The sequence below is a fragment of the Microbacterium sp. genome (assembly GCF_052102115.1).
Lineage (GTDB): Bacteria > Actinomycetota > Actinomycetes > Actinomycetales > Microbacteriaceae > Microbacterium.
The window spans coordinates 16,840-30,359 of record NZ_JBQDVP010000016.1 but is presented as its reverse complement, the minus strand read 5'-3'; the positions used below and the strand labels follow the sequence as shown (position 1 = coordinate 30,359).

General features: G+C 67.3%; 13 protein-coding genes and 1 tRNA gene. 11 read left to right on the top strand and 3 right to left on the bottom strand.

Going from position 1 to position 13,520, the window contains the following annotated elements; translation table 11 throughout:
- Positions 1 to 10 precede the first annotated feature (10 nt).
- Positions 11 to 93: transfer RNA gene (locus ACTICP_RS07175), tRNA-Leu, on the bottom strand.
- A 111-nt stretch (positions 94 to 204) separates the two neighbouring features.
- Between ACTICP_RS07175 and ACTICP_RS07170 the strand changes: the two genes are divergently transcribed.
- Positions 205 to 1,500: a M20/M25/M40 family metallo-hydrolase gene (locus ACTICP_RS07170; RefSeq protein ID WP_441890918.1), complete on the top strand. Its 1,296-nt coding sequence runs from the start codon at positions 205 to 207 to the stop codon at positions 1,498 to 1,500.
- 31 nt (positions 1,501 to 1,531) lie between these two features.
- On the top strand, positions 1,532 to 2,359 hold the full coding sequence (locus ACTICP_RS07165; protein WP_441890916.1) for an undecaprenyl-diphosphate phosphatase: 828 nt from the start codon (positions 1,532 to 1,534) through the stop codon (positions 2,357 to 2,359).
- Here ACTICP_RS07165 and ACTICP_RS07160 read toward each other — a convergent pair.
- Positions 2,356 to 3,210 carry a PAC2 family protein gene (locus ACTICP_RS07160; protein ID WP_441890914.1) on the bottom strand — a complete coding sequence of 285 codons (855 nt, stop codon included), beginning with the start codon at positions 3,208 to 3,210 and terminating at the stop codon, positions 2,356 to 2,358. The two genes, ACTICP_RS07165 and ACTICP_RS07160, sit on opposite strands and share 4 nt — an antisense overlap.
- An 87-nt stretch (positions 3,211 to 3,297) precedes the next feature.
- Between ACTICP_RS07160 and ACTICP_RS07155 the strand changes: the two genes are divergently transcribed.
- From ACTICP_RS07155 to lnt, 9 genes are all read left to right on the top strand, one after another.
- Positions 3,298 to 3,984, top strand: coding sequence for an HAD family hydrolase (locus ACTICP_RS07155; RefSeq protein WP_441890972.1), 687 nt, complete (start codon positions 3,298 to 3,300; stop codon positions 3,982 to 3,984).
- A complete protein-coding gene (locus ACTICP_RS07150; RefSeq protein ID WP_441890913.1) occupies positions 3,981 to 4,997 on the top strand; it encodes a tRNA (adenine-N1)-methyltransferase in 1,017 nt (338 codons plus the stop codon). Before ACTICP_RS07155 ends, ACTICP_RS07150 begins: the two co-directional genes overlap by 4 nt.
- 10 nt (positions 4,998 to 5,007) lie before the next feature.
- Positions 5,008 to 5,982 (top strand): FKBP-type peptidyl-prolyl cis-trans isomerase, encoded by a 975-nt coding sequence (locus tag ACTICP_RS07145; RefSeq protein WP_441890911.1) that lies wholly within the window; start codon positions 5,008 to 5,010, stop codon positions 5,980 to 5,982.
- Positions 5,982 to 6,980: a helix-turn-helix transcriptional regulator gene (locus ACTICP_RS07140; RefSeq protein ID WP_441890909.1), complete on the top strand. Its 999-nt coding sequence runs from the start codon at positions 5,982 to 5,984 to the stop codon at positions 6,978 to 6,980. The genes ACTICP_RS07145 and ACTICP_RS07140 overlap by 1 nt, the downstream gene beginning before the upstream one ends.
- Positions 6,980 to 7,951 (top strand): helix-turn-helix transcriptional regulator, encoded by a 972-nt coding sequence (locus ACTICP_RS07135; protein WP_441890907.1) that lies wholly within the window; start codon positions 6,980 to 6,982, stop codon positions 7,949 to 7,951. Before ACTICP_RS07140 ends, ACTICP_RS07135 begins: the two co-directional genes overlap by 1 nt.
- Before the next feature lie 48 nt (positions 7,952 to 7,999).
- Positions 8,000 to 8,260 carry a Sec-independent protein translocase subunit TatA gene (gene tatA / locus ACTICP_RS07130; protein ID WP_441890970.1) on the top strand — a complete coding sequence of 87 codons (261 nt, stop codon included), beginning with the start codon at positions 8,000 to 8,002 and terminating at the stop codon, positions 8,258 to 8,260.
- A 62-nt stretch (positions 8,261 to 8,322) separates the two neighbouring features.
- The gene (gene tatC / locus ACTICP_RS07125; RefSeq protein WP_441890969.1) at positions 8,323 to 9,084 is read left to right on the top strand and encodes a twin-arginine translocase subunit TatC; all 762 of its coding nucleotides are present in this window, start codon (positions 8,323 to 8,325) and stop codon (positions 9,082 to 9,084) included.
- Positions 9,081 to 11,552 (top strand): DEAD/DEAH box helicase, encoded by a 2,472-nt coding sequence (locus ACTICP_RS07120; RefSeq protein WP_441890905.1) that lies wholly within the window; start codon positions 9,081 to 9,083, stop codon positions 11,550 to 11,552. The genes tatC and ACTICP_RS07120 overlap by 4 nt, the downstream gene beginning before the upstream one ends.
- A gap of 11 nt (positions 11,553 to 11,563) precedes the next feature.
- Positions 11,564 to 13,102 carry an apolipoprotein N-acyltransferase gene (gene lnt, locus ACTICP_RS07115; RefSeq protein ID WP_441890903.1) on the top strand — a complete coding sequence of 513 codons (1,539 nt, stop codon included), beginning with the start codon at positions 11,564 to 11,566 and terminating at the stop codon, positions 13,100 to 13,102.
- Here lnt and ACTICP_RS07110 read toward each other — a convergent pair.
- Positions 13,099 to 13,482: an RNA polymerase-binding protein RbpA gene (locus ACTICP_RS07110; protein ID WP_441890901.1), complete on the bottom strand. Its 384-nt coding sequence runs from the start codon at positions 13,480 to 13,482 to the stop codon at positions 13,099 to 13,101. The two genes, lnt and ACTICP_RS07110, sit on opposite strands and share 4 nt — an antisense overlap.
- Positions 13,483 to 13,520: the final 38 nt, after the last annotated feature.

Here is a 13,520-nt window from a genome sequence, read left to right as displayed (position 1 = left end):
TTTCATACTGTGCGCGAGGGGGGACTTGAACCCCCACGCCCTTGCGGGCACTGCGACCTCAACGCAGCGCGTCTACCATTCCGCCACCCGCGCAGGTGGTGAAGATCGTTGCCGACCGAAGAGAAACGTTACCAGGTTTCGCGAACGACGACGAACCGGCAGACCGACCCGGGCGTGCCGCAGAGGCTTCGATAGCCTGGGACCATGTCCGAACCCCAGCATCCGGAAGTCGTGCGCATCGCGCGGGATCTCATCCGCATCGACACCTCTAACTACGGCGGCGGCAGGGCGAACGGAGAACGCGAAGCTGCCGAGTACGTCGGCGCCCATCTCGAGGGTCTGGAGTTGGAGACGGCGTACTACGAACCGATCCCGCGCCGCACGAACGTGATGGCCCGCGTGCCGGGGCGCGACCCCGACAAGCCCGCCCTGGTCGTGCACGGACACCTCGATGTCGTCCCCGCGATGGCCGAGGACTGGACGGTCGATCCCTTCGCCGGCGAGGTTCGCGACGGGATGCTGTGGGGCCGTGGCGCCGTCGACATGAAGAACATGGATGCCATGATCCTCACCGCCGTCGGTGACATCCTCAGAGCGGGGGAGCAACCAGAGCGCGACCTCGTGCTGGCGTTCTTCGCCGACGAGGAGAACGGCGGTGTCGAGGGCTCGGCACTGGTGGTGAAGGAGCGCCCGGAGTGGTTCGCCGGCGCCACCGAGGCGATCAGCGAGGTCGGCGGGTACTCGATCACCGTCGACGAACGCCGTGCGTACCTGCTGCAGGTGGGGGAGAAGGCGCTGATCTGGATCCGCCTGGTCGCCAAGGGGCGTGCCGGTCACGGCAGCCGGCTCCACGAGGACAACGCCGTCGTGCGGCTCGCCGAGGCCGTCGCGGCGATCGGACGCACTCGCTGGCCGATCCGACTGACTCCGACCACGCGGGCGCTGCTGCAGGGCCTGAGCGATCTCACCGGGCGCTCGACCGACGACCCGGATGAGCTGGCCGCAGCATCCGGGCCCGCCGAAGCCTTCCTGCGGTCGACGTTCCGCACGACGGCCAACCCGACCGCTCTGAGCGCGGGCTACAAGCACAATGTGATCCCCGAGCGCGCTGAGGCGCTTATCGACGTGCGCGTGATCCCCGGCACCGAGGACGATGTGCTCGCCGAATTGCAGCGGATCGTCGGGGACGACATCGTCATCGAGACGGTCGTCCGCGACATCGGCATGGAGACGCCCTTCGAGGGTGAGCTCGTCGAGGCGATGGTCGGCGCACTGGGGCGCCATGATCCCGGCGTCCCGGTGATCCCGTATCTGCTCGGGGCCGGCACCGATAATAAGGCGCTCACGACGCTCGGCATCACCGGGTACGGTTTCGCGCCGCTGCGTCTTCCGGCGGATCTGGACTTCACGGGGATGTTCCACGGGGTCGACGAGCGCGTGCCCGTAGAATCGCTTGTCTTCGGCCAGCAGGTGCTGGCCGATCTGCTGCGCTCGTACTGACGCGCTTTTCGCACTATCAGAAGGCCCCGCCATGCATCTGCTCGAAGCGCTGTTCCTGGGCATCGTCCAGGGACTGACCGAGTTCCTCCCCATCTCCTCGAGCGCACACCTGCGCATCGTGGGCACCTTCACCGGCTCGGGCGAGGATCCGGGCGCCGCGTTCACCGCGATCACCCAGATCGGAACCGAAGCCGCGGTCGTGGTCTTCTTCTGGAAGGACATCACGCGGATCATCGGCCGATGGTGCCGAGCGCTGGTGGGGAAGCTGCCGCGCAACGATCCGGACGCGCGGATGGGCTGGCTGATCATCATCGGCAGCATCCCGATCGTCGTCCTCGGTCTGCTGTTCCAGGATCAGATCGAGACCGTGCTGCGGTCGATGTGGCTCGTGGCGATCATGCTGATCGCCTTCGGCATCCTGCTCGGCGTGGCCGACTACGTGGGCGCGAAGCGCCGCACTCTCGACCAGATCACCTACCCGCACGGCATCCTCTACGGATTGGCACAGGCGCTCGCACTGATCCCCGGGGTGTCCCGCTCCGGCGGCACGATCACCATGGGGCTGTTCCTCGGGTACGAGCGGGCAGCGGCCGCTCGCTACGCGTTCCTGCTCGCCATCCCCGCGGTCTTCGGCAGCGGCTTCTTCCAACTGTTCAAGAGCTGGGATGCGCCGAATCAGTACTTCTCGCTCGGTGAGACGGTCGCGGCCACCGGCATCGCCTTCGTCGTCGCCCTGGGCGTCATCGCGTTCTTCATGAAGTGGATCTCCACGCACAGCTTCCTGCCGTTCGTGATCTACCGGATTCTGCTCGGCGTCGCACTGCTGGTGCTGCTCAGCACCGGATTGATCGCCGCTTAGCGCTTGCGGTCGCCGGGCCCGTCGTCACGGCGGCGCAGATAGCGCTCGAACGCCTGGGCGATTGCGTCGCCCGATGCCTCGGGCGAGTCCCACGTGTCGCGCGTGCGCTCGAGCTGGTGGATGTACTCGGTCATCTCCTCGTCATCCGCCGCGGCGGCGTCGATCGATGCCTCCCAGGTCGCGGCATCCGTGCGCAGACCTTCACGGGGGAAATCGACCCCCGTGAGCTCTTCGAGCCGGTCGAGCAGCGCGAGCGTCGCCTTCGGTGACGGGGCAGCGGATGCGACGTAGTGCGGCACGCTCGCCCACAGTGTCGCGCTCGGGATGCCGGCGGTCTCGGCGAAGTGCTCGATGACGCTGAGGATGCCGACCGGCCCCTCGTACAGTGAGCGTTCGAGGTCGAGAGCGTCGCGCACCTGGTCGTTGGAGCTCGCTGCGAAGACCGAGATCGGGCGGGTGTGGGGAACATCTGAGAGCATCGCGCCGAGCAGGATGACACCGGAGATGTCGTCGCGCAGGGCGATGTCGATGAACTCGTTCGCGAATGCCTGCCAGGTGCGGGCGGGTTCGGCTCCGGTGAGCAGCCAGAACTCCGGCTCACCCTCGGCGCGCTCGGTTCGCGGACGCCACAGCCCGGCCTCGGGCCAGTGCAGTTCGCGCTTGCCCGTGGAATCCATCCGAGACGAGGGCCGGGTGTACTGATAGTCGAAGTACAGCTCGGGATCGACGGAGTGGACGAGTTCGTAGTCGACGTTCTCGCGGAACACGTCGATTGCGCCGCTGGCGGCTTCTCCTGCATCGTTCCAGCCGTCGAAGGCGACCACGACGATGCGATCTCCGAGTGCATCCATCCGTTCTCCCTTCTCCGACGGAATGCGGCTATCCCTCCAGGCTAGTGCGCGCTCGGCTGACGTGGTGCATCACCCGGATAGCATGGTCTGGTGAGTCATACGCCGCAGGCAGTCCTCTGGGACATGGATGGAACGCTGGTCGACACGGAGCCCTACTGGATGGCTGCCGAGACCGCGCTGGTCGAATCGTTCGGTGGCGTCTGGACCCACGAGCAGGCGATGCAGCTGGTCGGAAACGGGCTGATCGACAGCGCACGCATTCTGCGGGATGCGGGTGTGGATATGGATCCGGACGCGATCGTCGCGCGGCTGACGGACGAGGTGCGAAATGCCCTTGCCACGCAGGGCGTGCCGTTCCGGCCGGGCGCGCGCGAGCTGCTGCGCGATCTGCACGCCGCCGGCATCCGCACCGCGCTGGTGACGATGTCTCTGGGGCGGATGGCGCACAGCGTCGTAGACCTCATCGGCTTCGACGCCTTCGAATACGTCGTCGCGGGTGACGACGTCGAACGTCCGAAGCCGCACCCCGAGCCCTATCTCCGGGCCGCCGAGTTGCTCGACATCGACATCATCGATGCTTTGGTGATCGAGGATTCGCCCACGGGTGTGCGCGCCGGCGTCGCCTCCGGGGCCGTCGCGGTGGGCGTGCCGCACATGGTCCCGCTCGACGACGCCGGAGCGCACGCGCTCTGGCCGACACTGGAGGGGCGGACGGCGGCGGATGTCACCCGGGTGTTCTCCTCGGTGCGCGCGTATCAGGAAGCGAATCGGTGAACGCCGCCCCGTCTCGGCCGAGCGGACTGTTCCGCGCAGGCGATCGCGTGCAGCTCACCGGCCCCAAGAACCGGCTGCACACCATCACGCTCGCTCCGGACGGTGAGATGCACACCCACCACGGGGTGCTCTTCCACCGCGATCTGATCGGGTTGCCCGATGGCTCAGTGGTCGCGAACAGCTCGGGCCACGAGTACCTCGCGATGCGTCCGCTGCTGCGCGATTTCGCGATGTCGATGCCGCGCGGCGCAGCGATCGTCTACCCGAAGGACGCCGCGCAGATCGTCATGCAGGCCGATATCTTCCCCGGTGCCACCGTCGTCGAGGCCGGGGTCGGATCCGGTGCGCTTTCGCTGTCCCTCTTGCGCGCCATCGGGCCGGCGGGCCGGCTGCTCTCCTTCGAACGCCGTGAGGATTTCGCCGAGGTCGCGCGGTCGAACGTCGAGACGTTCTTCGGCGGGGCCCCGGACACCTGGGGAATAGTCGTCGGCGACCTGCTCGACGCGCTGCCGTCCGCGCTTCCGGCGGGGAGCGTCGACCGGGTCGTGCTCGACATGCTCGCCCCGTGGGAGGTCATGGATGTCGTGGCCGACGCGCTGACGCCCGGAGGTGTCGTGCTCTGCTACGTGGCCACGGCGACGCAGCTGTCACGCGTGGCCGAGTACATCCGCGGCATCGGCTGCTTCACGGACCCCGACGCGTCGGAGACCATGGTGCGCGGCTGGCACGTTGAGGGACTCGCCGTGCGTCCCGATCACCGGATGGTCGCCCACACCGGGTTCCTGCTCACGGCACGCCGGCTCGCACCGGGCACGACAGCGCCGGAGGCGAAGCGTCGGGCCTCGAAGTCCAGCTACGGCGATGAGGATGTCGAAGTGTGGACCCCCGGAGCCGTCGGCGACAGGGACATCACGGACAAGAACCTGCGCAAGCGCGCCCGCGAGGCCGCCAAGGCCGCGGAAGGAGCACGCGCGGCCGCCGCGTCGCGCGACGCGGATGGGTCTGCGCAATAGACTGGAGCGCGTGCGTAAAACCTCTGCCGCTCTGGCCACTCTCGCCCTCGCCGTCGTCGCGCTGACAGGCTGCTCGACCGGCCCCTCGTACGACGGCGCCGCCTGCGATCGCAGTGCCTCCACGAGCGGCATCGAGGACCTCGCCGACATCACGGGTGACGTCGGCGAACAGCCGGAAGTCGAGCTGTTCACGCCCATCGGCGCGGAGAAGAGCTCGTTCGGCGATGTGGTGACCGGTACGGGACCAGCACTCACCGGTGCGAACCAGAGCGCCGTGTTCGAGTTCTCGCTGTTCTCCGGACGCACCGGCGAACCGGTGGCGGCGACCGCCTACGACGAGGACGCCGCGCAGCTGGCGAGCGTCGGGTACTGGGCGCAGACCGTTCCGGCCTTCGGAGCGTCACTCGAGTGCGCGACGGAGGGCTCGCGCGTTCTCTCCGTCATCTCGCCCGAAGACTTCGGTGCGCAGAACCTCGCGGGCTTCGGTCTCGAGGCCGACGAACCGGTCGTCGCGGTGTTCGACGTCGTCAAGGTCTTCCCCGGCAAGGCTGAGGGCGCTCTGCAGTACAACGATGCATCGGGCATGCCCACCGTCGTCCGCGCCGCTGACGGCCGACCGGGCATCATCGTGCCCGACAGCGCAGCACCGACCGAGCTCGAGGTCCAGACACTCATCAAGGGCGACGGCGAGAAGGTCGCCGAGGATGACACGCTGTTGGTCAACTATACCGGCGTCACTTGGGACGAGCGCACGGTGTTCGACTCTTCGTGGGATCGCGGTGCGGCGACGTTCGACATGGCGAACCTCATCCCCGGATTCACCCAGGGCCTCACTGGCCAGACCGTCGGCTCGCAGGTACTGATCGTCGTGCCTCCCGAGCTCGGGTACGGAGACCAGGGGAGCGGAGCGGTCCCTGCGGGCGCCACGCTCGTCTTCGTCGTCGACATCCTCGGCATCGACCCGCCGGCCGCAGCGCAGCAGTGATGGCCGCCCGCATCCCGCCGGAGGAGCGTCAGACGAACCTCGTCGTGGCGCTGATGGCCACGGAGATCGGGCTCACGAAACAGCAGATCCTCGACAGCGTCTCCGGGTACCGTCAACGTGCCGAGACCGGCACCAGGGTCGATGCCCTCGAGAAGATGTTCGAGCGCGATAAGGATGAACTGCGCACGCTCGGGGTGCCGATCGAGACGATCGGCGACTCCAGCGATCCGAACGATCTGCGCGAGGCGCGCTACCGGATCCCGAAGGCCGAGTACGACCTCCCCGCGGATATCTCGTTCAGCCCGGCCGAGCTCGCCGTCCTGCAGCTCGCCGGCAGCGTGTGGAGCGCCGAGTCGGCATCCGCCGATGCACAGGCCGGCGTCCGCAAGATCCGCGCATTGGGTATCGACGGCGACGAGCCGATCATCGGCTTCGCTCCGCGGATCACGACACGCGAGAGCAGTTTCGCCCCGTTGCAGACGGCGATCGAGGCGCACCGCATTGCCATTTTCGACTACCTCAAACCGGGTGAGGAGTCTCCGCGCAGGCGCACGATCAGACCGCTCGCTCTGCTCGATTTCGAAGCGCGCTGGCACGTGTACGGGATCGACGTGGATGCCGACGGCGAACGCACCTTCCTACTGAGCCGGATCGTCGGCGACGTGGTCCTCACCCGCAAGAGCTTCGCACCTGAGCTCCGCGATGACGCAGGCGATCGGGCACTGGCGGGGCTCCGGGCGGTCGCCGAACGCAATTCGGCGCTGCTGGAGATCACCCCCGGCACTGAGGCCGCGCTGCGGCTCGGGCGCCGAGCCACCGCTCAGATTCAGGGATTCAGCGTGCCCTTCGTGGACGTGCACATCTTCGCCGACGAACTCGCCTCGTACGGACCCGAGGTGCGCGTTGTCGAACCGCCCGCACTGCGCGATGCGGTCGTCACACGTCTGCGCGGCATCATCGCTGCCCACGAGAGTGAGCAGGGCGGGGGAGAGGCATGATGACCGACAAGCCGAAGCCACTGCTCGCGGTCGACCGCGTTCGCGCCTACCTGACGCTGGTGCCGTATCTGCTCGAGCGCGGACAGGTCTCGCTCGACGAGGCGGCCGCCGAGTTCGAGGTGTCTGCGGAAGAGATGCGCGGGATGATCGAGAAGCTCACCGTGATCGGTCTGCCGGGAGACAGCGGATACTGGCAGCAGCCGCACGAGTTGTTCGACATCAACTGGGACCTGCTCGACGAAGAGGACATCATCGAGATCACCAATGACGTCGGGTTGCGCCGCGTGCCACGATTCACCGCCCGTGAGGCGGCGGCGCTGCTGGCGGGACTGCAGATGGTGGCGGCCGTGCCCGCCGTCTCGGACTCCGGGCTGGTCGCCGAGCTCCTCGCCAAGCTCGCCAGAGCGGCCGCCGAGGCCCCCGCTGACGTCGTGATCGCGCCGAGCGCGGTGGACGAGGTGCGCGACGCCGTCGCCGCAGCGCTCCGACAGGGGGTCGCCGTCTCGTTCCGATATCAGGCGCCGGATGCCGCGCCCACGACGCGAACGGTCGACCCCGTGCAGGTGCTGATCACCAACGGCCAGTGGTATCTGCAGGGTTGGTGCCATCTGCGGCTCGCTATGCGCACGTTCCACCTGGACAGGGTCAGTGAGCTCGAGCTCACCGACATCCCGATCACCCATGCCGACGCGCCCGTTCCCGAGGGGTTCGGCGCCGGAAGCGTCGACACCGAGGTCACCGTTCGCATTCCGCGCCGGCTGGTGCCGCTGCTGGGCGAATACGCGCGCCCCGAGAATACTCGTGATGACGGGGACGATGCGCTGATCAGCATCCGTCTGTCCGACCCGCGCGGAATCAAGCGCGTGGCCGCGCGTTTCGGCGGCGATCTCGAGGTGCGCGAACCCGCCGCGGCGCGGTCGGCGACGCGTGAATGGGCGACTGCCGGACTCGCACTGTACGAACACCCGTGATGGAGGTTCCGCAGGTAGACTGCGTAGAGATTTCGAACCCGGGAGGAAATCATGGCTGGATTGACCGGTTGGCACCTGCTCGTCCTCGTCCTCATCATCCTGCTGCTTTTCGGCGCGGCAAAGCTGCCGGCGCTGGCGAAGAGCATGGGTCAGTCCGCTCGCGTCTTCAAGGGCGAGATGAAAGCGATGAAGGACGACGACACATCGGCGCCGCAGAACACCGCTGATTCGACGGTCACATCGACCGCGACGGAGACCACCGCAGCGCCCACACGCGACGGCGGCAGTAGCAACCCTCCGACGACCTGACTACGGTGACCGCGATCGACAAGAAGTCGGCCGCGGGGGACACACCACGCAATGAACGCCGGATGTCGCTCGGCGCGCATCTCGTGGAGTTGCGCCGCCGGCTGATGATATCTGCGGCGGCGCTCGTCGTCGCGATGATCATCTCGTTCTTCGTGACCGAGCCGATCATCGAGTTCATCACCGCTCCCATCGACCGTATCGCCGACGAGCACCCGGAAGTGGTCGTCGGACTCACGTTCTCCACAGTGACAGCACCGTTCGATCTGCGCATGCGGATGGCGCTCTCCATCGGTATCTTCCTCGCGGCTCCGGTGTGGCTCTGGCAGATCTGGGCCTTCATCATGCCGGGCCTCACCCGCAAAGAGGTCAAGTACACGATCGGTTTCGTGGCAGCAGCGATCCCGCTCTTCTTCGGCGGATGCTACGTCGGATCGCTGGTCGTCCCGCACGTCATCGAGCTCATGGCGACCTTCACCCCGGAAGGCGCGAACAACCTCTACGAGGGCAAGCTGTTCTACGACTTCACGCTGAAGCTGATGCTCGTCGTCGGCGTCTCGTTCGTGCTCCCGGTCTTCCTGGTGGCCCTCAATCTCGCAGGAGTCATGACGGGCCGCGCCATTCTCAAGGGCTGGCGGGTCGCAGTGCTCATCGCGTCGGTGTTCGCCGCTCTTGCGACCCCGGCTGCCGACGTCGTCAGCATGCTGCTGCTCGCCGGAATCCTCGTGGTGCTGTTCTTCGCGGCCGCGGGGGTGTCCATGCTGTTCGACCGACGAAAGAAGAAGCAGCTGAAAAACGAAGGCCTGCTCCCGGATGCCGAGGCATGACCTCACCCGCAGAGCGCTACGCATCCGCGCGCGACTCGGCCGCGCACCCGCAGACGGCTGTCTTCGCCGAACAGCAGAAGTTCGAACTCGACCCGTTCCAGCTCGAGGGGTGCCACGCCCTCGAACGCGGCCACAGCGCGCTCGTCGCAGCGCCCACCGGTGCGGGAAAGACGATCGTCGGAGAGTTCGCGATCCACCTCGCGATGCAGACGCCTTCGGACAGAGCCTTCTACACGACACCGATGAAGGCGCTGTCGAACCAGAAGTTCCGCGAACTCACCGAGGTCTACGGGGCTGAGAACGTCGGGCTGCTGACCGGCGACACGAACATCAACGGCAATGCCCGGATCGTCGTGATGACGACCGAGGTGCTGCGCAACATGATCTACGCCGACTCGGCGGCGCTGAGCGACCTGCGATACGTCGTCATGGATGAGGTGCACTACCTTGCGGACCGGTTCCGCGGTGCGGTGTGGGAAGAGGTGATCATCCACCTGCCGTCGTGGGTTCGTCTGGTATCGCTGAGCGCGACCGTGTCCAATGCCGAGGAGTTCGGCGACTGGCTCGATACGGTCCGCGGCGACACCGAGGTGATCGTCTCGGAGATCCGCCCGGTCCCCCTCGAGCAGCATGTGCTCGTGCGCGACGACCTGCTGCCGCTGTTCGACGATCGGGCTGGTGTCGCTACAGCGACGGTGAACCAAGAGCTCATGCGCATCCGCTCCTTCACCGGATCGCGGTACGACAGCAACAAGCGCGCGCAGTCGTACAACAGTGCACGGCATGCTGGCCGGCAGAGCCCGCGCCCACCACGAGGCGGTCGGCGGCCGGTCCGCTCCGCGAACGCACAGCGGGTCGAGCGGATGGACCGGCCAGACGTCGTGCAGCTTCTCGAACGAACGAACCTGCTGCCGGCAATCTTCTTCATTTTCAGCCGCGTCGGCTGCGACGCCGCCGTCCAGCAGGTTCGTCGCTCCGGCATCCGTCTGACGACTCCGGAGGAGCGGCGCGAGATCCGCGAGTTCGTCGAAGAGAGCACGCGGACGCTGCAGGACGAAGATCTCGGCGTTCTCGGCTACTTCGAATGGTTGGACAACCTCGAACGGGGAGTGGCATCCCACCACGCCGGGCTTCTGCCCGCGTTCAAAGAGGTCGTCGAGGAGCTCTTCCGCCGCAAGCTCGTCAAGGTCGTCTTCGCGACCGAGACCCTCGCCCTCGGCATCAACATGCCCGCGCGCACGGTCGTGCTCGAGAAGATGGAGAAGTTCAACGGCGAGGCCCGGGTGGCGATCACATCGGGGGAGTACACCCAGCTCACCGGTCGTGCCGGCCGTCGCGGCATCGACGTCGAGGGGCACGCCGTCGTGCAGTGGACCGAGGGGATGGACCCGCAGGCGGTCGCGGCCCTGGCCTCGCGGCGCACGTATCCGCTGAACTCCAGCTTCCGCCCCACCTACAACATGGCCGTCAACCTCATCGATCTGTTCGGGCGCCCGCGCGCCAGGCAGATCCTCGAATCGTCGTTCGCCCAGTTCCAGGCCGACCGCGCCGTCGTCGGACTCGCACGGCAGGTGCGCGAGGCTGACGAGTCGCTGGACGGCTACCTGAAGGCCATGCAGTGCGACCACGGTGACTTCTTCGACTACGCGGGAATCCGGCGCGAGCTCAGCGATCTCGAGAAGAAGAACCGGCAGTCCCATGGGCCCCGTGCGGCGCGCGACAAGCGTCTGAAGCGGATCCAGTCGCTGCGCACGCGCATGCAGCGCCACGGATGCCACGGCTGCCCCGACCGCGAGGCGCACGCCCGCTGGGCAGAGCGGTATTGGAAGCTCAAGCGGCACACCGATCGGATCCGCAAGCAGATCGCGAACCGCACGGGAACGGTGGCACGCGTGTTCGACCGGGTTGTCGAGGTGCTGGCGACCCTGGACTACGTCACCGGAACCGGCGACGAGACCGCACTCACCGATGCCGGCCGTACGATGCGTCGGATCTACGGGGAGCGCGATCTGCTCGTCGCCGAGTCCCTGCGGCAGGGTCTGTGGCAGGGGCTGGATGCCCCGTCGCTCGCCGCTATGGCGTGCTGCCTCGTCTATGAGCCGCGGCGCGATGAGGCGAACGCGGGGGAGCGGGGGATGCCCCGCGGAGCGTTCCGCGCTGCGTACGAGAAGACCACGACGCTCTGGGCCGAGCTCGACGACCTCGAACAGGCGCATGACCTGCCCGGGTCGGAGCCGCCCGCTGCGGGCCTCGCCGGAGCGATGCACGCCTGGGCGCGCGGCGGTCTGCTCGACCGGGTGCTCGTCGATGCCGATATGGCCGCAGGAGATTTCGTCCGGTGGGCGAAGCAGACGATCGACCTGCTCGATCAGCTCTCGATCGTCGCCGAGGATCTGACGCTCGCGCGCACCGCCCGTCAGGCCCTCGACGGGGTGCGTCGCGGCATCGTCGCCTACTCGGCAGTGTGAGGATGGAACGGATGTCCTCTTCCTCTGCCGCGCCCCGGCGCCGCACCCGCGCGATGCTGCCGCTGTGGGGCGCGGTGCCGGTGGCAGCCCTCGCGGGCTGGCTCATGGATCTCTCCTACCCGTCGGTGAGCGCGTGGATCCTCGCCTTCCCCGCTGTCGCACTCCTGCTTCTCGCGCTGATCGGGCGCCGCGCCGGCGGCGCGCTTCTGGTCGGGTTCGTGTACGGAGCCGTGTTCTTCTTTCTGCTGGTGTCGTGGACGTCGCGTTATCTCGGCGTCATTCCGTGGGCGGCACTGGCCCTGCTGGAAGCAGCGTTGACCGCGCTGGCCGTCATCCTCATCACGCTGGCGTACCGCTGGCTGCCGCGGGCTGTTCCCGGTGCCGTAGGACGCCTTGGGCTGCTTCCTGCGGTCGTCGGATCCCTCTGGGTGGGTAGGGAGCTCTTGCTCGGTTCCTTCCCCTACACGGGCTTTCCCTGGGCTCGTCTGGGCATGACCCAGTCCGAGAGCCCCTGGGCGACGCTGTCATCATGGGTCGGCGTCAGCGGATTGAGCTTTTTGATGGTTTTCGCCGTCGCAATGCTCATCGAGAGCGTTCGCCTGCGGCTGTGGCGGCGTCCGCTGCTGCTGATCGCGCCTGCAGCGACCGTGATCGTGCTGCTGGTGACGCCCGCGTTCCCCACCACGGACGCCGGGACGATGCGCATCGGGGCGGTGCAGGGAAACGGGCCCACCGGCTACTTCGATGAGCGTGAGCCGTACGCGATCGTCGACGCTCAGACGAAAGCGACTGAGCCGCTGTACGGCCAGGACATGGATCTGCTCGTCTGGCCCGAGGGCGGCCTCGGCGGAGATCCCTTCCAAGACCAAAGCCTGGCTCGCCGTATGACGCTGATAGCCAACAGGGCGGATGCGCCGCTGTTGGCCAATGCTGCAACAGCGCGCGGCGACGAGTTCTTCAACACGTCGATGGTCTGGATGCCGGACGGCAGCGCAGATCAGACCCACGACAAGCGCTATCCGGTGCCGTTCGGCGAGTACGTCCCCAACCGAGACTTCTACTTCGCGATCGTGCCCGACCTGATCGGCCTGATCGGGCGCGAATACAGTCACGGCACGAACGCGCCGCTGGTGGACGTCGACGGCGTGAAGGTCGGCCTTGCCATCTGTTTCGACGTGATCTACGACGACGTCATCTCTGAGGGGGTCCATGGCGGCGCGCAGGTGCTGGTGTTCCAGACGAACAATGCCGACTTCCGCGGCACCGACGAGAATCTGCAGCAACTGGCGTTCGCGCGCATGCGCGCCATCGAAACCGGGCGCAGCGTGGTCAACGTCTCGACCGTCGGCACCAGCCAGACGATCGCCCCGAACGGTCAGACGCCGGCAGCACTGACCGCAGATGAGGCCGGACCAAGGCTCTATGATGTCGAGCTGCGCTCCGGCCTCACCGCTGGTGTGGTCGTCGGCCCCTGGGTTCAGCAGATTCTGCTGTGGGGCGGGCTGGGCGCGCTTCTGTTCGGGTGGTGGCGCGCCCGTCGTGCCGGTTAGGCGCCGATCTTCTCGCGGGTCGGGTCCTCACCGGCGCCGCGGCGCGCGCGGATGAAGGCAAGCCGCTCTTCGAGCAGCTCTTCGAGCTCGGCGCGGGTGCGGCGCTCCATGAGCATGTCCCAGTGAGTGCGGGCGGTCTTCTCGTCGGCGGCATCGGGGGTGATGGTCTCTCCGTCGACGCTCAGCACGGCCGCTGCACCGCACGTGCGGCACTCCCAGACCTGCGGAGGCTCTGCGTCTGCAGCAAACATCAGCGACGTGGTGTTGCCGCACGTCTCACACTTGTAGATGGTCTCGCGGCGTTCCATGAAAACGACGCCCTCTTCGCTCTGTAGGCTCTGGGCGCCGAGTCGGATGCCGCGCAGGCTGCGATCTGCCATTTTGTGGTCCTCTCGTCGCCCTCAGGTATACCGGTCGC

Coding starts and splice junctions, on each gene's coding strand:
- ACTICP_RS07165 (WP_441890916.1), top strand. CDS start 1,532: ATGCATCTGCTCGAAGCGCTGTTCCTGGGCATCGTCCAGGGACTGACC.
- ACTICP_RS07110 (WP_441890901.1), bottom strand. CDS start 13,482: ATGGCAGATCGCAGCCTGCGCGGCATCCGACTCGGCGCCCAGAGCCTA.
- ACTICP_RS07160 (WP_441890914.1), bottom strand. CDS start 3,210: ATGGATGCACTCGGAGATCGCATCGTCGTGGTCGCCTTCGACGGCTGG.
- ACTICP_RS07170 (WP_441890918.1), top strand. CDS start 205: ATGTCCGAACCCCAGCATCCGGAAGTCGTGCGCATCGCGCGGGATCTC.
- tatC (WP_441890969.1), top strand. CDS start 8,323: ATGTCGCTCGGCGCGCATCTCGTGGAGTTGCGCCGCCGGCTGATGATA.
- ACTICP_RS07120 (WP_441890905.1), top strand. CDS start 9,081: ATGACCTCACCCGCAGAGCGCTACGCATCCGCGCGCGACTCGGCCGCG.
- lnt (WP_441890903.1), top strand. CDS start 11,564: ATGTCCTCTTCCTCTGCCGCGCCCCGGCGCCGCACCCGCGCGATGCTG.
- ACTICP_RS07135 (WP_441890907.1), top strand. CDS start 6,980: ATGACCGACAAGCCGAAGCCACTGCTCGCGGTCGACCGCGTTCGCGCC.
- ACTICP_RS07140 (WP_441890909.1), top strand. CDS start 5,982: ATGGCCGCCCGCATCCCGCCGGAGGAGCGTCAGACGAACCTCGTCGTG.